This window comes from Shuttleworthella sp. MSX8B, from assembly GCF_000524295.1.
Taxonomy (GTDB): domain Bacteria; phylum Bacillota; class Clostridia; order Lachnospirales; family Lachnospiraceae; genus Shuttleworthia; species Shuttleworthia satelles.
Window position 1 is genome coordinate 47,621 of sequence record NZ_JAQT01000010.1, and the last position, 20,948, is coordinate 68,568.

Here is a 20,948-nt window from a genome sequence, read left to right on the forward strand (position 1 = left end):
ACGCCTGAAGCGGCGCTCGGGTGAGAGCGGATAACTCTGCTTTGATTTCACAACATGTAAATGATACCACTGAAACATCTGATCCGTCAAGTTCCCGTGGAATCTTTCGCTCGGGGACACCGCGGAATCTTTCGCCCGGGAGCCAGCAGAAGCTCATGTCAGAAAGCCTTCTCAAAATTTACACTGCAAAGACTTCTCTTTTATCTCCAGAAAAAAGATGGAATACAAGCGCAGTGTGAGGGAGAGACAGATTGAAAGAGCCAAAAGCTTGTCACTCGTAATGATTTGAAGGAGATTAAAAAAGCTTCAAGGGAAACTGGCAATTTACTTCTCTCCAACTGTCAAAGCAGGGATCATAACTCTAATTTATCCCTTTCTGATTCCATTCAAATAAAGTATCCAACCAATCAAAAACGGTATTATGGGCAAGTCTCAAATTGTTGACTTGACAATGGGCGTCCGCACCACTTTCCTCCTCAAATATTTGAAGTCTAGTTTGCGGATTTTTAGACTTAAGCGCTTTATAAATTGCCCTGGTTTGGTGTTGTAATTCGGCGCTTTCACCTTCTCCCATGATAAATAGGCAAGGGCACAGAATTTTTTGATAGTCTACAACCTTTGCACGGCTAAACACCTCATCAATAGCGCTCTTAAAATCAGAGGTGCCAAACTGCCAAGCATATTTTTTAAGGTTTAAATTTGCAGATTCGTTCAAATTTCCTGCTAACTTTAAAATGGCATTCATTAACCAACTGGGAGTTTTTAGGCTTGATCCAAATTCTTTTCTGAAGAGTTCTGCAACATCGTAAATGGGTGTACTCGCAATCCATGCATGAATTCTTGGATCTTCTTCGGCAGCTTGTGCGGTAAAATATCCCCCGCCGCTGACACCATAAATAGCTAGATCATTCAGCTCGGGATTTCTGCCTTCCAACCAGTCTATGCACAGTGAAATTGGAATAGCGGCATTCACATCAAAGGTTAACCCTCTACCAGGGTTAGTCCCTTGACCAGGAAGATCAACCATTAAAACATTGTAACTTCGCATCCATCCAGGATAGCCGGCAAAGTAAAATAAATCTTCGCGATAAGTATCCCCGCCACCAACCATAATCAAGGTTGGACAATTATTACCGCTGTGAAGATAATACCCTGGTAAATAGGAATCTTGATAAGTAATCGTTAGTTTTTCGACTGGAGCTCCTAGTGAATGAATTGCGTCAGAAAACGCCCTCTCCATTTGATGAACGGTAGACAGATATTTGTCAGAAAATGGATTGATAAACTGAATTGCTGAACGAAGTGAATAGGTCTGTGCTAGATAATACTGTGCTTTAGTTTGCTCACTCATATCCGAATTGCTTACTTTTTGCTCAAGATAGTTCCCATGCGATAAAAAAACATTTTTCCAGTCATCGGGCTTTGATGATTTTCCCAACTTTTGGGCAAGATAATAAAGTTCTCCGTGAGAAAAGCCAAAAACTTCGCCAATGCCTAACAACCAATTAAAGAAAAAATCTGTATCACCATTCTTGAAAAAAATTCGAGTGGATTGCCTTTTTAAAATAACCTCATTTTCCTTCATCACTCGCCTCCTGTTTTCTGGGGTTTTATATTTTGTTTGTCGTACTATACCATATCGACGGGACTATAACGGTTTGATCAATGCAAGCTTCTTTTCCCTCCTAGAAGGTCCCCAGGATAAACATCTCCTCCGTCTCCTCCTTGAGACCCTGCAGGCAGTTCATAACAGCTTCTTCTCTCAGATTCCCCTCGAAATCGATGAAAAAAGTGTACTCCCATTTCTTTCCGCGCAGGGGTCGGGACTCGATCCGGGTCATGGACAGACCATTAAAGATAAAATGCGAGAGAACCCGGTAGAGAGAGCCGGATTCATTGGGCAGGGAGAAGGCGATGCTGACATTTTTGGCGCCGGACGTATATTCCCGTTTGGGAGAGGCCACAATAAAGCGGGTCTCATTGCCCTTGATATCCTGAATGGCCTGATCTAAGACGGCCAGTCCATAGATCTGAGCATTGATGCTGCCTGCGATGGCTGCCTGCGACGGATCTTTGTCCTCCATCACCTTCTTCGCCGCCATGGCGGTGTTCTTGAGGGAATAGGCCTCAAAATCCGGATGAATATTGCGCAGGTAGCCCTCGCACTGGGCCAGAGCCTGGGGATGAGAGTAGACCCGCCTGATATCTGAAATCTTTGCTTCCGGCAGGCCTAAAAGCGCATGATCAATTCGGATGATCTGCTCTCCAACGATGACCGCCTGGTACTCCATCATCAGATCATAATTTTCAGTGACAATCCCCGCCGTGGAATTCTCCACCGGAAGAACTGCGTAATCCGCCTCTCCATTGGAGATCGCCTCCATCGCGTCTCTCCAGGTCTCTACCGGTTCCATTGAGGCACAGCCCTCGCGAAAGAAGGCCTTGCAGGCCGCCTGCGAATATGCACCCCGCACCCCCTGGTAGACTACCCTGGCACTGGGAAAGTCATAGTCTTCAATTTCGTAGAAGCCCAGATCTTCCGACATGCCATGCTCTGCCAGAAGGCGGTACTGCTTTTTGCGAGAGACCGACATGATCTGTTCAAAGAGCTCTCGAACCCCCTGCCGCAGGAAGGCGTCATCCGTCATAGCTTCCAGCCGGGTCAGCTTCTCTTCTTCTCTTCTCTTGTCCAACACCGGACGATGATTGGCTATCTTGTACTCTGCCACATCCCCGGAAATCGCCAGACGCTCCTCATAGAGCTCTGCGATTCTGGCGTCAATCTCATCAATTCTTCTGCGCAACTCTGCTAAATCCTTCATTCCATCCATCCTTATTCTATCAATTCTCATTTCCCGCCTGCCCGGCGAAGGGAAAATGCTCTCTGCCAAACCGGCATTATTCTGTCACAAGCCGATCCTGCCACCGGCAGATCACGCCTGAAAGGATGGCGCAAATTTCCCTGACCATCCAAGAGTCCCTAGGCAAAGTCAAAAATGGAGAGCTGGTTGCTCTTTGGCATATCCCCGGTCAGCCCCAGTTCATTTAACTTATCGACAATGGTCTGGGAGAGCTTGCCGCGCTCCTTGAGATCATCCATGGAGAGAAATTTCCCCTGGGCGGCCGCAATCGCCAGCGTCTCAGCCGCCTTATCTCCCATGCCGTCGATGGAGGCAAAGGGCGGGAGCAGCTTTCCATCAACAATTTTAAAATAGCGGGCGTCCGACTGATAGAGGTCCAGAGGCAGAAACTCATAGCCTCTGACATACATCTCCTGCACAATGCGCATATCCCGGTAGGTGTCCTGTTCCTTGTTAGACAGCTGATCCCTGCGCTTGTCGTACTCCGCCAGTATGGTCTCCAGATAATTCCTCCCCCGGCACATGATCTCGTAGGAGAAGGCAGTCGCCCGGATGGAGAAGAAGGCGGCGTAGTAGGCCAGAGGGTAGTAGACCTTGCAGTAAGCCACGCGCCAGGCCATCATGACATAGGCGGCCGCGTGGGCCTTGGGAAACATGTACTTGATCTTCTCACAGGAGCCGATGTACCAGTCAGGCACCCCGTGCTCCTTCATATCCGCCGTCCATTTCGCCCAGTCGTCAGCCACTTTCCCCTTGGCCACCAGGCCCTTTCTGACCCGCTCCATGATGGTAAAGCTCTCCTCAGAGTCCATTCCCTGATTGATCAGGTAGACCATAATATCGTCCCGGCAGCAGATCGCTGTGGAAATGCTAGCAATTCCCTGCTGGATCAGATCCTTGGCGTTGCCAAGCCATACATCCGTTCCGTGGGACAGACCGGAGATACGGATCAGATCCGAGAACTCCTTTGGCTTAGCGTCCCTGAGCATCCCCATGGCGAAGTCTGTTCCGAATTCCGGGATTCCAAGCGTCCCCATAGAGGTCCCACCCCAAAGCTGATCCCCCTCCGGGATCCCGAGGCTGTCCGTTCCCATGAAGAGTCCCATAACCGCCTTGTCATCCAGGGGAATATCCGTGGCGTGCAGGCCAGTCAGATCCTCCAGCTTGCGGATCATGGTGGGATCATCATGCCCCAGAATATCCAGCTTGAGCAGGTTCCCGTCGATCTTATGATAATCAAAATGGGTCGTGATGATATCGGATGTCATATCGTCCGCCGGATGCTGTACCGGTGTAAAGGAGTTGATCTCCTCTCCCACAGGCAATACGACAATGCCGCCGGGATGCTGTCCCGTGGTGCGGCGAATCCCCACACAGCCCTGAACAATACGGTCGATTTCACAGCTCCGCTTATGGATCCCCCGCTCCTCATAGTAGTTCTTAATATATCCGTAGGCCGTCTTGTCCGCCAGCGTTCCGATGGTTCCGGCCTTGAAGGTCTGGCCCTCGCCGAAAATGACCTCTGTGTACTTGTGGGCCTTGGCCTGATATTCTCCGGAGAAATTGAGGTCGATATCCGGCTCCTTATTGCCCTTAAAGCCCAGGAAAGTCTCAAAGGGAATGTCAAAGCCCAGCTTCATCAGATCAGCCCCGCAGCAAGGGCATTTGCGGTCAGGCATATCGCAGCCGGACCGGCCGGCAAAGGCCTTGACCTGGTCTGAATCGAAGTCGACGAACTTGCAGTCCGGGCAGAGATAGTGAGCCTGCAGAGAGTTCACCTCTGTGATCCCGGCCAGATAAGCGGCAAAGGAGGACCCGACAGAGCCCCTCGACCCCACCAGATAGCCGTCCTCATTGGACTTCCAGACCAGCTTCTGGGCGATGATGTACATGACCGCGTATCCGTTGCCGATAATGGAATTGAGTTCGCGTTCCATGCGCTCCTCGACGATGGCCGGAAGCTTTTTGCCATAGAGCTCATGCGCACGGTTATGACAGATGGTCCGTAGCATCTGGTCTGAATTGGCAATCACCGGCGGGCACTTGTCCGGGCGGGTCGGATGAATCCGCTCACACATGTCCGCAATCCGGTTGGTGTTGGTGATAACCACCTCCCTCGCCTTGTCCATCCCCAGGTAAGAGAACTCCTCGAGCATCTCCTCCGTCGTATGTAAAAAGAGAGGAGGCTGATGATCCGCGTCCTTAAAGCCCTTTCCGACCTGAATGATCCGCCGGTAGATCTCGTCCTCCGGATTTAAGAAATGCACGTCGCCGGTGGCGCAGACCGGCTTATGGAAGTCCTCTCCCAGCCGGACAATCCGACGGTTAAAATCTCTTAAATCCTCTTCGGTCTGAATATTGTCGTTATCCGCCTCTAAAAGGAAGCGGTTGTTCCCAATCGGCTGGATTTCCAGGTAATCATAAAAAGAGATAATCCTGGAGATTTCCTGCGGCGGTCTGCCTCCCTCCAGAGCCTGAAAGAGCTCCCCTGCCTCACAGGCGGAACCGATAATCAGCCCCTCCCGGTACTGCTCGACCAGGCTCTTGGGGATCTTGGCCTGTCGCTGGAAAAAGCGCAGGTGGGACAGGGATGTCAGCTTGTAGAGGTTGATACGGCCAATATCATTCCTGGCGATCAGGATACAGTGGCTGGCATGCATCTTCCGGATGACTTCATCAGACATCCTGGCATTTGCATTGATATCAGACAGTTCGTTCATCCCCCTGTCTCTAAACATCTGGATGAATTTCTCGAAGATATGGGCGGTCGCCTCGGCGTCGTCCACAGCCCGATGGTGATGGCCCGGATCAATCTTCAAGGCCTTGGCCAGGGTGTTTAATTTCTGATTGTGCAAAGAGGGCATGAGATACCGCCCCATAGCAACCGTGTCCATATAGGTCGCGGGCGCCTCAAGATGAAGACGCAGACAGTTCTGGCGGATAAATCCCATATCAAAATCCGCGTTGTGGGCGACCATAATCGCCCCCTGAGAAAAGGCAAGAAAGTCCGGCAAGACCTCCTCGATCCCCGCCGATCCGATCACCATATCGTCGCGTATGGAGGTCAGCTCCGTGATCCGGAAGGGAATGGGGCAGCCCGGGTTGACAAAGCTTGAGAAGCGATCAGTGATCCTCCCACCTTCCATCCGCACAGCACCGATTTCGATGATTCGGTCCTTCTCGGCGGAGAAGCCTGTCGTCTCAATATCAAAGACCACGAAGGAATCGTCCAGACTCTGCCCCGGCAGCCCGTCTGTGACCACCGTCTTGGTATCGTCGACCAGATAGGCCTCCATCCCGTAGATGACCTTAAAATCCGGATCCTTGCCAATTTCGTGATCGGCATCCGGGAACGCCTGAACTACTCCGTGATCCGTGATCGCCAGGGCCTTGTGCCCGAAATGTCTGGCCTGCCTGACGATGTCCTCCACCGCAGAGACTCCGTCCATATCGCTCATCTTGGTGTGGCAGTGGAGTTCGACACGCTTTGTGGCAGCGTTGTCCGCGCGGATCGTCTGAAAGGATGGAATCGTCATGATTCCCTTGACATAGCCCATGGTCAGATCATGATCGAATGTATCTAAAGAGGGCGTTCCCTTGATTTTAACGAAGGCTCCCTTGTGCAGTCCCTTTTCCAGCTCCTCCATATAGGCGTTTGCCACAAAGAGCTTGGTCACGATGCTATCCGTGAAATCCGTCAGGGCGAAGCTGACAAGGGTCCGCTCGTTTCTGATCTCTCTGGTCTCACAGGAGATGATCTGACCTCGAATACAGACCTCCCCAACGGCTCCCTGGATCTCACTGATCGGCGTAACCTCATCGTCGAAATCACGTCCATAGATCAGGTCTGCGCGCGAGGAGTACTTGAGGGGCCTGGGGCCTCTGAAGGAGGCGCTTCCTCTCTCCCCCTGCTTCCATGAGGGCTTGCCTCTGTCGGCAGATGAACCGCCGGCGGCATAGTAGACGGACGTTCGTCCTCCTTCCTGCCTTTTTCCCGTCTCTCCCTGTCTCTTTGCGAAATCCGGACTCTGTCCCTTATCTCCCCCCGTCTGCTTTTGCAGATGAGGCCGATGCCCCAGGCCCAGATCCTCACTGGGCAGGCCCTGGGCCGCTTCTGCCGCCGCCTCTTTCTCCCGCATCTGCTTCTGACGCTCGACAATCTCTGTCACCCGGTTGGCGATCACCGCGTCCGTATCCGCCCGATACCTGCTCCTCTTTGCCTGCTTATAGGCAATGTCAATGAGCAGAGTCTGCCCGCATCTCTGACAGAAAATCTTGTCTAAAATATTATGGATCTCCTCTTCTCTTCCCCGGGCTAAAACCGTATCCTCTAAGGTCAGCTCCAGGTGATCATCGCGGTCAAAGGTGAAATCAGCCTTTTTGATGATTCCATAGAGGATGGAACTGTGGTGCTCGATTTCCTCATAGATACTGTCCCGATAGGACGCGAAGAGATTTTTGGCGTTGTAGGCCTCAGACAGGTAAAAGCGCTCAATGATGCGGACGTCGACCTGCTGCTCTTTAAAATACTGGCTGGCAATCGCCTTCTCCAGCTTCCAGATCCTGCGCTTGGGAATCAGATCCTGAAAGGACAGATAAATGCGCATGACGTCATGCTGTCGGTTTGTCGTCACCCGTTCAATCTGCGCGTTTTCCAGGAGCCCCGTCAGTCCGGCGCTCAATTTCAGATTGGAAAAAAGCTCCTGAAAAGCCTTAGCCATTGTCTGCCTCTTATCTCAACCTTGTTCCCAGTGCTCGAGCTCGTCCCGCAGAGCATCCAGGAGTTCTTCCTCCGCTACCTTGCGAATGATCTGCCCATGCCGCATGAGCAGACCCTCTCCATTGCCGCCGGCCACGCCCAGGTCCGCTTCCCTGGCCTCTCCGGGCCCATTGACCGCACAGCCCATGACAGCGACCTTGATTTCCAGGGGGTACTGCGCCACCAGGGCCTCTACCTCATTCGCCAGAGAAATCAGGTCGATCTGGGTTCTGCCGCAGGTGGGGCAGGATACCACCTCAATCCCCCCACGGCGAAGACCGAGGGTCCGCAGAATCATCTTAGCTGACGAGATTTCCTCTATGGGATCTCCCGTCAGAGAAACGCGGATCGTATCGCCAATGCCCTGTCCTAAAATCAAGCCCAGTCCCAGGGCCGACTTGATATTGCCGCTGGTGATTGTTCCCGCCTCTGTAATCCCCACGTGCAGAGGGTGATCCGTTCTGTCTCTGATCTTCTCATGGGCGGCGACACAGGTCATGACATCGGAAGACTTAATGGAGATGACCAGATTGTCATATCCCATGTCCTCAATGATTGCCGCCTTGTCGAGTGCGGATTCCACCAGTCCGTCCGCCGTCACCCCACCATACTTGACTAAAAGATCCCTCTCCAGAGAGCCGGAATTGACGCCCACGCGGATGGGGATTCCCCGCTCCCTCGCACAGTCGACCACTGCTCTGATCCGATCCTTGCCCCCGATATTTCCCGGGTTGATCCGGATCTTGTCCGCCCCATGCTCCATGGCCGCAATCGCCATCTTATAGTCGAAGTGAATATCCGCAACCAAAGGAATGTGGATGCGCCGTCTGATCTGTTTCAGAGCCTGAGCCGCCTCCTGATTGGGTACCGTACAGCGGATAATCTCACAGCCCGCTGCTTCCAGGGCTAAAATCTGAGCCACCGTGGCTTCCACATCCTGTGTCCTGGTATTGGTCATGGACTGAATCAGTATGGGATAATCGCCGCCGATGACCCGATCTCCAATCTTTACTTCACGCGTTTTCATCCGATTGTACTTCATCTTCGATTTACCCCATCTCACACAAGGTCTCAGACGCCCCCGCCGGCCGGCGGGTGTCCTAAGCGAATATCTTGAACAGATCGCTGAATACCACTAAAATCATCAGGCCCATCAGAAGAACGAAGCCTGCCATATTGACATAGCCCTCCAGCTTCTGTGGAGCCGGCTTGCGCCGAATCATCTCGATCAGGAAGAAGACCAGCCTTCCTCCGTCCAGAGCCGGAAAGGGGAGCAGGTTCATAACTCCCAGATTCGCCGTCAGAAGGATGGCGATCGAGAGCATATTGACAAAGATATAAAAGGCCCCGTCTCTTGCCGACTGCTGATAGGTATCTCCGATGGTCTTAACGATCCCCACCGGGCCGGAGATCTGGCGCAGGCTGACCTGACCTGTCACCAAAAGCTGCAGGCTCTTGGCCGTATTGTAGATCTGGTAGCGGATCTCATGAAAGGAATAGCCCGCAATCTGCCCCGCAGACAGCTTCTCATAGTCACTTGGCCCCTGGATCCCGATCAGATAGCGCTTGCTCTCTTCATCGTATCTGGGGATGAGCGTTGTCTGATGGTTCTGTCCCTCTCTGGTATAAGTCACCGAAATCGCTTCTTTTCCGTGAAAGAAGACATATGCGGAAATCTCCTGATAGAAATAAACCCGGTGGCCTCCGAGCGCGGTGATCTCATCTCCCGCCTCCAGGCCGGCCTCCTGGGCCGGATAGTCCTCCATGACCCCGCCGATTTTCGGCTTCATCACTCCAATGGCTGCCAGCAAAATGGCTGAGAGAATGAAGGCCAGAAGAAAGTTAAACATAGGCCCCATGAGGACGATGAGAAAGCGCTGCCAGACCGGCTTATTGCCAAATGCCCGTTCGTTGTCGCTCTCCTGGTCCTCCCCCTCCATCACACAGGCGCCGCCGAAGGGAATCAGCCGCCAGGCATAGAGGGTCTCACCTTTCGTAAAGCCGATGATCTTGGGGCCGAAGCCCAGGCAGAATTCATTGACCTTGACTCCGCAGGCGCGGGCGGTTAGAAAGTGCCCCAGTTCATGAAAGATAATAATAAAACTGAAGATTAAAATCGCAATAACAATATTCATATACTCACTTATCCATAATGCCGTCAATGTAATCGCAGCTCGCCTGCTCCGCCATCAGAATCTCCTCCAGGCCGGGATCCGCCACAAAGTCAATTCCTTCCATGGTCCGGGCGATCAGTTCATAGATGTCCAGAAAGCGGATCTTCCCCGCCAAAAAGAGGGAGACTGCCCGCTCGTTGGCCGCATTGAAGACGGTGGGAAGATTCCCGCCCCGCCGCATGGCTTCGCAGGCCAGGGGCAATCCCAAAAAAGTCTCCGTATCCGGCCTTTCAAAGGTCAGGGCTCCTGTCGAAAACAGATCCAGTTCATTTCCCCGCATCCGGTGGCGGCGAGGGTAATAGAGGGCGTACTGGATCGGAAGCTTCATGTCCGGAAGGCCCATCTGTCCGATGACTGCCCCATCCTCATACTCCACGGCGGAATGAAGTATGGACTGGGGGTGAACGAGAACCTGAATCCGATCCGCCTCAAGGCCAAAGAGCCAGCCGGCTTCCATGACCTCCAGCCCCTTATTGACCAAACTGGCGGAATCTATGGTGATTTTTTTGCCCATAGACCAGTTTGGATGCTTTAAAGCATCCTGGACGCCGACCTTCTCCAGATCCGCCCGCTTTTTCCCCCGAAAGGGTCCACCGGAACAGGTCAGAAGAATCTTCCTGACTCGATTCATTTCATTCCCCCGCAGACTCTGGAAAATGGCCGAGTGCTCAGAATCCACCGGGAGAATAGAACAGCCTCTCTCCCTGGCCAGAGGCATAATGATGTGCCCGGCGCAGACCAGGGTCTCCTTATTGGCCAGGGCGATGTCCTTGCCGGCCCGAATCGCTTCTATGGTGGGACGAATCCCGATCATCCCGACCACTGCGGTCAGCAAAATCTGCGCGGACTCCTCTGTCGCGACAGCGCAGAGCCCCTCCACGCCGGAGTGGATTTCCGGGAGTCTTCCCGCATCCGGATCGGATGTGAGCAGGTTTTCGAGCTTTTTCGCATCCTCCCCCTTTTCGACGGAAACGAGCTTCGGATGAAAGCTTCTGACCTGCTGCGCCAATCGCTCGATATTGCGGCCGCAGGACAGGGCGGTCACCTCGAAATCCTCTGCGTGATCAGCGATCACTTCCAGCGCCTGGGTTCCGATGGATCCGGTAGAACCCAGAATTGCAACTTTTTTCATTATACTCTCCTCCGGAGCATCTGTTACGCATCAGGCGGATCTAATCCACCCGGCATATGTCTTTCCCCATTCTCAGCCAGGCGCCCGCTCTGTTATTTCTCAGGGATGAAACTCTGCAAGCCGTCTTAATGCGTGGGACTTGACCTCCCGCACGTGAAATGTAACCTTTAGCGTGAGATTCAGCCTCCCGTGCGTGAAATACAAACTTCAGCGCGTGAGATTCGACAGCAGATAAAAGACAATCGGCGCCGTAATAATCACCGAATCAAAGCGGTCCAAAATTCCGCCATGTCCCGGGATCAGCCTCCCATAATCTTTGATTTCATAATTGCGCTTGATAGCGGAGGCCGCCAGGTCGCCCACCATGGAGATCAAGGCGCCCACAGCCGCGGTCATGGACAGGAGGAGGATCCCCCTTGTGTCTACCGAGAGAGCCTGCCGAAGGACACTGGCGTAAATCCCTGTCAGCAGGGCGGATCCGATGACGCCCCCGACCGCGCCCTCAACAGACTTCTTCGGACTCAAAACAGGCGCCATCTTGTGCTTTCCAATCAGAACCCCGACCGCGTAAGCGCAGGTGTCACAGCCCCAGGAGCAGAGAAAAATCAGCCAGACCAGATAGCTTCCCCTGCCCGCAATGGACCGGGTCTGATAAATAAAGGAAAGACAAAAGGCCACATAAAAGAGGCCGAAGAAGATTTTCATGATCTGACCGGCCTTATACTTTGGATAGGAGAAGACATAGACCGACAGAAGAAGAATCAGATAGATCATGGCGATCATCATTGTCTCCCTGAGCCAGCCGAAATAGAGATTTCCATAATAGAAAACGCAGACCAGATAGGACAGGTTGGCGGGCAGACTTTTCTCAAGATCAAAAACCCGATAGAGCTCATACATGCCGATGATACTGACAGCGCAGGTAGAAAGAACCAGAATCGGCCCGCCCGCAATAACAAGGATCAGGGCAAGCAAAAGCAATACAATTCCACTTACTAATCTGGTACGAAACATAATCCCTCGCTTCTCGCCTCTGATTCAGGCAGAACCAACTCCCCTGAACTCATATCTTACCATACCGGCGCTCTCTGTGCTCATAGGCGGCAATCGCCTCCAGGAATTCTTCTCTGCGAAAATCCGGCCAGGGCACAGGAGTAAAATAAAATTCCGCATAGGCGAGCTGCCAGAGCAGATAGTTCGACAGTCTCTGCTCTCCGCTGGTGCGGATCAGCAAATCCGGATCCGGCAGATCCGCCGTGTCCAGATAAGAGGACAGTCGTCCCTCGGTAATTTCAGACGCGTCCGCCCCCTTCTCTGTGAGATCAATGTACATTTCTCTCATGGCCCGGACAATTTCATCCCTGCCCCCGTAATTCACCGCAATCGTCAGGTTCAGTCCGGTATAGACGGAGGTCTCTCTCTCCACCCTTCTGATCAGCTCCTGCAGCGGGGGCTCCAGGCGACTGATATCTCCAATGACTCTCAAGCGCATATTATCCCGCCTGGCTGTCTTCAAACAGGTGTTTAAATAGGTTGTCAGAAGCTTCATCAGGGCGCTGACCTCATCATCCGGCCTGCTCCAGTTCTCCGTCGAGAACGCGTAAAGGGTCAGATATCTGACGCCTGTCTCATAGGCAATTCTTGAGATCCTCTCCACGTTCTTGGCTCCAACGGTGTGCCCGTAAGTCCTGGGCATTCCCTTGCTTTTGGCCCATCGACCGTTGCCATCCAGAATAATTGCCACGTGCTCCGGTACTGCCATATCCTCTCTCCACTAAAATCAATCGATTGTGATGCGCGTGCGCCAAAGGCGCTTCTCCTGAAAAAGTCTCAAACAGGAAAGACCAACCGCCGGATCGCGTCTGCGTCTTTTCTGCGCGAACGATCCGTAGCGGTTGGCCCTGTTCTCATGACAATAAAATCCCGCGATCAGAGGGTCATCAATTCCTGGGTCTTCTTGTCAATCTCCTGGTCGAGGATTTTGACATAGCGATCCGTCAGCTTCTGCGCCTGATCCTCCAGATCAGCGATCGCGTCCTCCGACATGTCTTCCGACTTCTTTAATTTCTTAAATTCATCCATGGCGTCCCTGCGGATGTTACGGATTGCGACCTTGGCATTCTCCCCCTTCTTCTTGACGTCCTTGACCAGCTCCTTGCGCCGGTCCTCTGTCAACTCCGGGAATACTAGGCGAATGGTCTTTCCGTCATTGGTTGGATGAATGCCGACATCCGACATATTGATGGCCTTTTCAATCTCCTTGAGCAGGGAGCTCTCCCAGGGCTGAATCTGGATCATGCGGGCCTCCGGAACAGAGACATTGGCCACCTGCTGCAGGGGGGTAGGCGCCCCGTAGTACTCAACCTCAATCTTGTCAAGAATATGAGGGTTGGCGCGTCCGGCGCGAATAGAAACATAGTCTGCCAGAAGAGCGTTGACGCTCTTTTTCATCTTCTCCTCAAAGGGATTTAAACGACTATCCATAATACTCTCCTTCATTGAAATCTGTAACCTGTCAATCAACGGTGACAATCGTCCCGTGAAAATTCCCGGAAGCCGCAGCCACGATGCTCCCCTCTTCCTTCAGAGCGAAGATATAAAGAGGCATCTTTTGCTGCTGGCACATCAAAGAGGCGGACAGGTCGATAACCTGCAGCTTCTTCGCAAGCACCTGCTCCAGACTGATCGTATCATAGCGCCTGGCGTCAGGATGGATCGCCGGATCACTGTCGTAGACCCCATCGATATTCTTGGCCAGAAGGATCCCGTCCGCGTCAATCTCAACAGCGCGAAGAACCGCCCCTGTGTCCGTGGAAAAATAGGGATGTCCTGTTCCTCCGGCGAAGAAGACAACCTTCTTATGCCGGAAGGCCGTATTGACACGGTCCTTGGAGAAGAGCTCCGTGAAGCTTCCTACAGAAAAGGGAGTCATGATCGTCGTCGCAAGCCCTACATTGCGGAAGGCCTCGGAGACATAAATGCAGTTCATCACAGTTGCCAGCATACCGATCTGATCGGCCCTGGTCCGATCCATATTGGCCTTACCGGCTCCGCGCCAGAAATTCCCTCCGCCGATCACGACCCCGACCTCCAGTCCGGAGTCGACCAGCTGTCTGACCTGATCCGCGACCATCCCGCAGGTCGTCTCATCAAAGCCCTTGCCCTTATCTCCTGCCAGGGCCTCACCACTTAACTTCAGAAGCACTCGTTTCATTGATTCTTCCCCTCTGCCTTTGTCTCAGATATCGGAATCATTCTACCATAACTGGTATTTGCTGAAAACAAAAAGGAAGTCGCCCACCGGCAATATCGCCCCCTGAAACAAAAAGAGGAAGTCGCCCACCGGCAACTCCCTCTTGAAGTAATTTCTACGGATTCCTTATTTGGCTGCGGCAGCTACCTCAGCAGCGAAGTCCTCTTCCTTCTTTTCAAGACCCTCACCGGTCTCATAGCGAACAAAGCTGACAACGTCAACTGCGGCTCCCACCTGCTTGGAAACCTGCTCAAGATACTTGGCGACAGACTGCTTGCCATCCTCCGCCTTGACGTAGACCTGGTCTACCAGGCAGATTTCCTTGAGCTCCTTGTTGATCCGACCCCGGATCATGCCTTCCTTCACCTTGTCAGGCTTAGCGGCCTCCTTGGGATCATTTTCAATCTGGGCCTTGAGGATCTCCGTCTCATGGGCAATGAAATCGCCGGGAACCTCTGAGTCGCGGACATATCTGGGGTTCAGAGCCGCAATCTGCATTGCCACATTGTGCAGTGCCTCTTTGACCTCATCGTTGACAAGCTCCGCCTTAGCGTTGACAACAACACTGATACGGCCATTGCCATGGACATAGGAAACGACCAGATCGTCTGAAGTCACCTTCTCAAAACGGCGGATTTTCAGATTCTCACCGATGACGGCAATCTGGTTCACCAATTCCTCAGAGACCGTCTTGGACGAATCCTTAAACCACTTCTCGGCCAAAAAAGAATCCAGGTCGCGGGCGTCGGAAGAAGCAGCCTGCTCAGCCACATCCTCCACATAAGCGCGGAACTTCTCATTGTTGGCGACAAAGTCCGTCTCAGAATTCACCTCAACAATTGAGGCCGTCTTGTCGTCCTTCTGGAAAACAAGAGAGAGGCCCTCTGCCGCAATGCGGCTCGCCTTCTTCTCCGCCTTGGCAGCTCCCGTCTCGCGCAGGAACTCAACAGCGGCATCCATATCGCCGTTGGTCTCGGTCAGGGCCTTCTTGCACTCCATCATGCCAGCTCCGGTAGCATCGCGAAGCTCCTTAACCATCTTTGCAGAAATAGCCATGAATATCCTCCATTCAAACATTCAAATATGATTAGCGTCTGATAACAAGCATCTGATCCTTGCGACCTGGGTTTACTCCTCAGTATCTTCCTCGTCCTCGGCCTTGGGCTCAGCCTCGGCAGTCACAGTTCCCTGCTTGGCCTCAATGACAGCGTCAGCTATGGTAGAGGTGATCAGACGAATGGCGCGGATCGCGTCATCGTTGCCGGGGATGACATAGTCGAGCTCATCGGGATCGGCATTGGAATCGGCAATACCGATCAGAGTAATGCCGAGAGACTCGGCCTCCTTGACACAGATTCTCTCCTTCTTGGGGTCAACGACGAAGATCGCGTCTGGAATACGGTCCATATTCTTGATACCGCCGAGATTCTTCTCGAGCTTCTCGAGCTCCTTCTCAAGACCGGCGACCTCCTTCTTGGGAAGAAGATCAAAGGTTCCGTTCTCTCTCATCCTCTCGATTTCCTTCAGGCGCGCAATACGTGTCTTGACGGTGGAGAAGTTGGTGAGCATTCCGCCCAGCCATCTCTGGTCAACATAGAACATGCCGCAGCGGGTTGCCTCCTCGGCGATAGCGTCCTGCGCCTGCTTCTTGGTCCCGACAAAGAGAATGGTTCCTCCCTGAGAGACGATATCATATACCGCGTTATAGGCATTATCGATCATCGGCACTGTCTGCTGCAGGTCGATGATATGGATCTGATTGCGCTCCGTAAAGATATAGGGAGCCATCTTGGGGTTCCATCTTCTGGTCTGGTGACCAAAGTGGACTCCTGCCTCTAACAGCTGCTTCATAGATACAACACTCATTTTCTTACCTCCATGGTTAAACTTCCACACGATTCATCCCTGAAAATCACCATAGATCTCAGCATTCGCCTACCCATCTGACGGCACCATTTTTCAAGTCCTCGCATGTGTTGTATAAACTAACTTTCAAATTTTAGCACAATAAAAAACGAGACGTCAAGGCACCCCTTCCGTCTCACCACACGGGCCAGCCTCTCGTCTCACCGCATACCCACAGACCATAATTCTGTCTGTCTCACATCCGGCTCACAGCAATCACAGGCCTGCAAAACTCATTCGTTTCGCACCCCGTTCTACCACGTTTACAGGCCTGCAAATCCTGTTGATTTCACACCGTTTACAGATCTGTGATCCTGTCTCAGCCTCTTAGCTTACAAACAATCCGTCCCGACTCCTCTGCAATCAGCGAATCGTGATCTTGTCATTCTGTTCCTTGATTTTATCCAGTGCCTCAAAGACATAGTCATTGACAACCTTGATATAGGTCCCCTTCATGCCGGAGGATCTTGACTCAATGACTCCTGCAGACTCGAATTTGCGAAGCGCGTTGACGATCACTGATCTTGTGATCCCGACCCGGTCCGCAATTCGGGACGCAACTAAGATCCCCTCGTCCCCTTCCAGTTCGTTGAAAATATGAATGATTGCCTCCAATTCAGAGAAGGACAGGGTATTGATAGCGGATTTGACCACTTGCTCCTTGCGCGCCTCCGCCGCATTCTCCTCTGTGACAGCCCGCATCATTTCGAGGCCGACAACGCTTCCGGCATACTCTGACAGGATAATGTCATCGATTCCATAGCTCTTGTGGTAGCGATAGACCACCATGGTTCCAAGGCGCTCTCCCGCGATATCAATCGGCGTGACAATCGCAGTGCAGTCTGGAATCGTGTCTCCGGTAATTCCAAGAGTCTCCAGATTCACATTCTCTTTGGTAGAGAGGATTCCCAGGAGACGCTCATTCAGGATCGGCTCAATAAAGGTACCGATCTCCTTACTCAAGTCATCCGTCAGTTCTTCCCCTCCGGATCCATAGCGTACTCCAAGAATCTTTCCCTTTCGGCTGATAACAAGCGCGGTAGATTCCAGGATATCTGTCAGGACAAGGCAAATATCATTAAAAGTCACCTTGGATGATGAGTTATTGTGGAGCAGTCTGCCGATTTTCCTGGTTTTATCCAGCAATTCTACACTCATGATATACCCTCCTTTTTTGCTGAACGACCCTACTTGTTTCTTGACAATATTTTAACATCATTTTTTGACAATTCAACCAAAAGGTCGTTTTTTCTTTGAATGTTTTTGGGGTTATCCAAAGAATATTCGAAAGGTAACCTGAGACCTTTGAAATTCTTTCAGTTCCTTATGATCCTTCTTCATCTTTGGGCTTGGAAAAACCACAGGCAGGGTCTGAGCAGACGATCTTATTGCCCTTGATCACCATGTATTTGCCGCAGCGGGGACAGGCCTCCTTGACCGGACGATTCCAGGACATGAATTCGCAGTCCGGATTATTCTCGCAGCCATAGTAAACCCTTCCCTTGCGTGTCCGCTTCAGCACGACATCCCTGCCGCAGAGAGGACAGGAAACTCCGATCTTCTCCAGATAGGGCCTGGTATTTTTGCACTCGGGAAATCCGGGACAGGCCAGGAATTTACCGTGCGGTCCGTATTTAACTACCATATGCCGCCCGCAGTTCTCGCAGATGACGTCGGTGACCTCCTCCTTGATCTCTACCTTCTCCAGCTCCTTCTCGGCCTTTTTGACAGAGGCGTCCAGGTCCGGATAGAAATTCCTGACCAGAGACTTCCAGGCGACCTTCCCCTCTTCTACCCCGTCTAAAAGTCCCTCCATATTTGCCGTGAAATTCTGATCAACAATGCTTGGGAATGACTCCTTCATAATGTCATTCACGACCTGCCCAAGCTCCGTCACATAGATGCTGCGCCCCTCCTTGGTAATATAGCGGCGCTTGAGCAAAGTTGAGACAATCGGTGAATAGGTCGATGGGCGGCCGATACCAAGCTCCTCCAGCGTGTGCACCAAAGAAGCCTCTGTGAAGTGGGCCGGCGGCTGTGTAAAATGCTGTTTCTCCTCAAAGCTCTGAAAGTTCAGCCTGCTGTCCTGGTCGATCTTACTCAGATTCTGCTTGTCCACCTGGTCCTTATCATCCTCGCTCAGATAGATGAGGGTATACCCGTCAAAGACCGGACGACTGGCTGACGCTGAGAAGACTGTGTCTTTCGCGGCGATCTTTACACTGGTCGTCTCATAAACGGCATTCGCCATCTGAGAGGCCATAAAGCGCTTCCAGATCAACTGATAGAGCCGAAATTGATCTCTGGAAAGAGAGTCCTTGATCTGACTCGGCATCCTGGTCAGGTCCGCGGGACGGATCGCCTCGTGAGCATCCTGGACCGACTCCGACTTTTTGCCTGCCTGATAGCGCTTGCAGTACTCCTGCCCATAGCTGCTCTGGATAAAAGAGGCGGCCGCAGCCTGGGCCTCATCCGCCACGCGGGTGGAGTCTGTGCGCAGATATGTGATCAGACCAACCGTGCCGCTCCCCTTGATATCGACACCTTCATAGAGCTGCTGGGCAATACGCATGGTCTTCTGAATAGCGAAATTCAGTGACTTGGATGCCTCCTGCTGCAGAGTGGATGTCGTAAAGGGCAGGGGACTCTTTTTCTCTCGCTTGCTTCTTGTGACAGACTCAATGACAAAATCCGCTCCCTTTAGAGAAGAGGTGATCTCTTGCAGCTGATCCTTTGATTTGATTTCTCTCTTGCCCTTGCTGTCGCCATAGTAATGGGCCTCAAGGGGCTTGGTCAGTCCCCTGACCTTGAGGAAGAGATCCAGCGTGTAATATTCCCTGGGAATGAAGGCCTCGATCTCCTCCTCGCGATCACAGATAATCCGAAGAGCCGCCGACTGAACGCGACCGGCTGACAGACCCCGCTTAACCTTAGCCCAGAGCAGGGGACTGATGCGGTATCCAACCATACGATCCAGAACACGGCGGGCCTGCTGCGCGTCGACCAGATTCATATCTATCTCACGCGGGTGCTTGATCGCCTCCTTGACCGCGTTCTTGGTAATCTCATTGAAGGTAATTCTCTGAACAGGCTTGGCCGGATCCACATTGAGCGCCGCAAGCAGGTGCCAGGAAATGGCTTCCCCCTCCCGGTCAGGGTCTGTCGCCAGATAGATCTTATCGGCCTTCCTGGCTTCCTTGCGCAGGCTTGCCAGCAATTGTCCCTTTCCCCGAATCGTAATATATTTGGGTTCAAAATCATGATCGACATCGATTCCCAGAGAAGACTTGGGCAGATCTCTGACATGTCCCTGTGATGCCATCACCTCGTAATTTTTTCCCAAAAACTTCTTGATTGTCTTGACCTTGGTGGGGGACTCCACAATAACCAGATTCTTTGCCATGACCAGAGTATTCCTTCTATATAAAATAAACAACAGGATCCAAAAGCGGCTGCAATGCGGCAATCATACAACAGCAAATTTGTATTTTCAAGCCGGTGTTCTCACCACGAGATCCTTCCCATGTTGTCATTGCGAGGTTATCATGGGTTCGCATTGCAAAGTTATTTGATGTTCTCATTTCTGAGTCATCCTGTTCTCTTATCACGACATCATCATGTGTTCGCGAAAATACTCTCAACGCAATTTCAGGAACTGGTTGTGCGAAGAATCGACAGCGATTCCCAGATCACACAGCTCCGTTAAAACCCGTACTGCCTGCAGATAGTCCAGTTCGCTCCTTTTCACCAGCTGGTCCAGATCCATCGGATAAAGGTCAAGGCACTGGTAGAGCTTCTCCTGCTCCCTCGTAAGAGGCGGAAGTCTGCGAAGATCTTCTCTGGGCTGAAAATGTCCCATTCCCGCAATCAGTTCCAGGTCGTCGATCAGCTGATCATAGTCTGTGATGGGCTGGGCCGCGCCCTGGTGCAAAAGTTCATTGCAGCCGGCAGACATGGGATCGGTAATTCGCCCCGGAAGAGTATAGACGTCTTTTCCCTGCTCCAGAGCAAAATCCGCGGTGATCAGAGATCCGCTTCTTCTCCTCGCCTCGATGACAAGGACCACAGACGCCAGCCCGGATATAATCCGGTTTCGGGCCGGAAAATGCCGGGACAAGGGGGCCGTCTGCGGCGGATACTCGCTGAAGAGGCATCCCGTCTCCACAATGCGGTCATAGAGGATCCAGTTCTCTTTGGGATAAACAATATCAGCTCCGCAGCCCAAAACCGCGATTGTCTGACCACCCGTGTCCAGGCAGGATGTCTGGGCAATTCCGTCAATGCCCCTGGCCATGCCGGAGACAATCTGATAGTGATAATCAGTCAGTATGGCAGACAGGTCTTCTGCCACCCTCTTTCCGTACGCAGACGGCGTTCTGGAACCTACGACCGCGGCCAGCCTGGAGGATCCGCCGCTCACCCCGGAGGGGATTCTTCCCCGGAAGAAGAGGCCGAACGGGGCGTCGTAAAGCATCCGCAGATTTGCCGGATACCCCTCCATATCCAGTGTGACCAGCCCCATATCCGCTCCTAAAAACCGCTCGTACTCCTCCCTCAGATCCCAGGACTCCCTCTGGAATATGAGGGCATCCACTTCCCTCTGCCGAAGGAATCCCAGCTTGTCCAGTTCCTCTTTCCTGGCCCGGTAAACAGCTGAGGGACTCTTATAACAATCCAGGAGCTGCCTCTTGGACCGATTCCCCAGTCCAGCCCCGCTCAGGCAGGTCATCCAGTAGCGGTATGGCCCTTCGGCTTCCGCATTTTCCCTGTATTCCAACACTTGCTTTCTCCTCACAAATCCCTGTATCGACTCGCCGGCATAAATCCCTGCACGAATTCATCGACATGAATTCCCACGTAAATT

The 20,948-nt window shown here is 52.4% G+C and carries 15 protein-coding genes; all 15 read right to left on the minus strand.

The window, feature by feature from the left end:
- Positions 1-361 precede the first annotated feature (361 nt).
- The 15 genes from HMPREF1508_RS02215 to dprA all read right to left on the minus strand — a co-directional run bounded on the left by HMPREF1508_RS02215 (position 362) and on the right by dprA (position 20,864).
- Positions 362-1,585, minus strand: coding sequence for an alpha/beta hydrolase family protein (locus HMPREF1508_RS02215; protein ID WP_044959021.1), 1,224 nt, complete (start codon positions 1,583-1,585; stop codon positions 362-364).
- Between the two features lie 100 nt (positions 1,586-1,685).
- Positions 1,686-2,822, minus strand: a complete 1,137-nt coding sequence (pheA, locus tag HMPREF1508_RS02220; RefSeq protein WP_044959107.1) for a prephenate dehydratase — start codon at positions 2,820-2,822, stop codon at positions 1,686-1,688.
- A 158-nt stretch (positions 2,823-2,980) separates the two neighbouring features.
- On the minus strand, positions 2,981-7,582 hold the full coding sequence (locus HMPREF1508_RS02225; RefSeq protein ID WP_044959023.1) for a PolC-type DNA polymerase III: 4,602 nt from the start codon (positions 7,580-7,582) through the stop codon (positions 2,981-2,983).
- A 15-nt stretch (positions 7,583-7,597) separates the two neighbouring features.
- Entirely contained in the window at positions 7,598-8,662 is a 1,065-nt protein-coding gene (gene ispG / locus HMPREF1508_RS02230; protein WP_084640201.1) for a flavodoxin-dependent (E)-4-hydroxy-3-methylbut-2-enyl-diphosphate synthase, read from the minus strand.
- 58 nt (positions 8,663-8,720) lie between these two features.
- Positions 8,721-9,755, minus strand: a complete 1,035-nt coding sequence (locus HMPREF1508_RS02235; protein WP_044959026.1) for a M50 family metallopeptidase — start codon at positions 9,753-9,755, stop codon at positions 8,721-8,723.
- A gap of 4 nt (positions 9,756-9,759) precedes the next feature.
- Positions 9,760-10,926, minus strand: coding sequence for a 1-deoxy-D-xylulose-5-phosphate reductoisomerase (locus HMPREF1508_RS02240; RefSeq protein WP_044959028.1), 1,167 nt, complete (start codon positions 10,924-10,926; stop codon positions 9,760-9,762).
- A gap of 207 nt (positions 10,927-11,133) precedes the next feature.
- On the minus strand, positions 11,134-11,940 hold the full coding sequence (locus tag HMPREF1508_RS02245; RefSeq protein WP_044959029.1) for a phosphatidate cytidylyltransferase: 807 nt from the start codon (positions 11,938-11,940) through the stop codon (positions 11,134-11,136).
- 49 nt (positions 11,941-11,989) lie between these two features.
- Positions 11,990-12,688 (minus strand): isoprenyl transferase, encoded by a 699-nt coding sequence (locus tag HMPREF1508_RS02250; RefSeq protein WP_044959031.1) that lies wholly within the window; start codon positions 12,686-12,688, stop codon positions 11,990-11,992.
- A 167-nt stretch (positions 12,689-12,855) separates the two neighbouring features.
- Complete coding sequence (frr, locus tag HMPREF1508_RS02255) at positions 12,856-13,410, minus strand: ribosome recycling factor (RefSeq protein WP_044959033.1); 555 nt, start codon at positions 13,408-13,410, stop codon at positions 12,856-12,858.
- Positions 13,411-13,441: 31 nt separating this feature from the next.
- Positions 13,442-14,140, minus strand: a complete 699-nt coding sequence (pyrH, locus tag HMPREF1508_RS02260; RefSeq protein WP_006906305.1) for a UMP kinase — start codon at positions 14,138-14,140, stop codon at positions 13,442-13,444.
- Between the two features lie 165 nt (positions 14,141-14,305).
- Positions 14,306-15,235 carry a translation elongation factor Ts gene (gene tsf / locus HMPREF1508_RS02265; protein WP_044959034.1) on the minus strand — a complete coding sequence of 310 codons (930 nt, stop codon included), beginning with the start codon at positions 15,233-15,235 and terminating at the stop codon, positions 14,306-14,308.
- A 72-nt stretch (positions 15,236-15,307) separates the two neighbouring features.
- Complete coding sequence (rpsB, locus tag HMPREF1508_RS02270; RefSeq protein ID WP_044959035.1) at positions 15,308-16,045, minus strand: 30S ribosomal protein S2; 738 nt, start codon at positions 16,043-16,045, stop codon at positions 15,308-15,310.
- A 402-nt stretch (positions 16,046-16,447) separates the two neighbouring features.
- The gene (gene codY, locus HMPREF1508_RS02275; protein WP_044959038.1) at positions 16,448-17,242 is read right to left on the minus strand and encodes a GTP-sensing pleiotropic transcriptional regulator CodY; all 795 of its coding nucleotides are present in this window, start codon (positions 17,240-17,242) and stop codon (positions 16,448-16,450) included.
- Between the two features lie 166 nt (positions 17,243-17,408).
- Positions 17,409-19,487: a type I DNA topoisomerase gene (gene topA / locus HMPREF1508_RS02280; protein ID WP_044959040.1), complete on the minus strand. Its 2,079-nt coding sequence runs from the start codon at positions 19,485-19,487 to the stop codon at positions 17,409-17,411.
- Positions 19,488-19,721: 234 nt separating this feature from the next.
- The gene (gene dprA / locus HMPREF1508_RS02285; protein ID WP_049906849.1) at positions 19,722-20,864 is read right to left on the minus strand and encodes a DNA-processing protein DprA; all 1,143 of its coding nucleotides are present in this window, start codon (positions 20,862-20,864) and stop codon (positions 19,722-19,724) included.
- Positions 20,865-20,948: the final 84 nt, after the last annotated feature.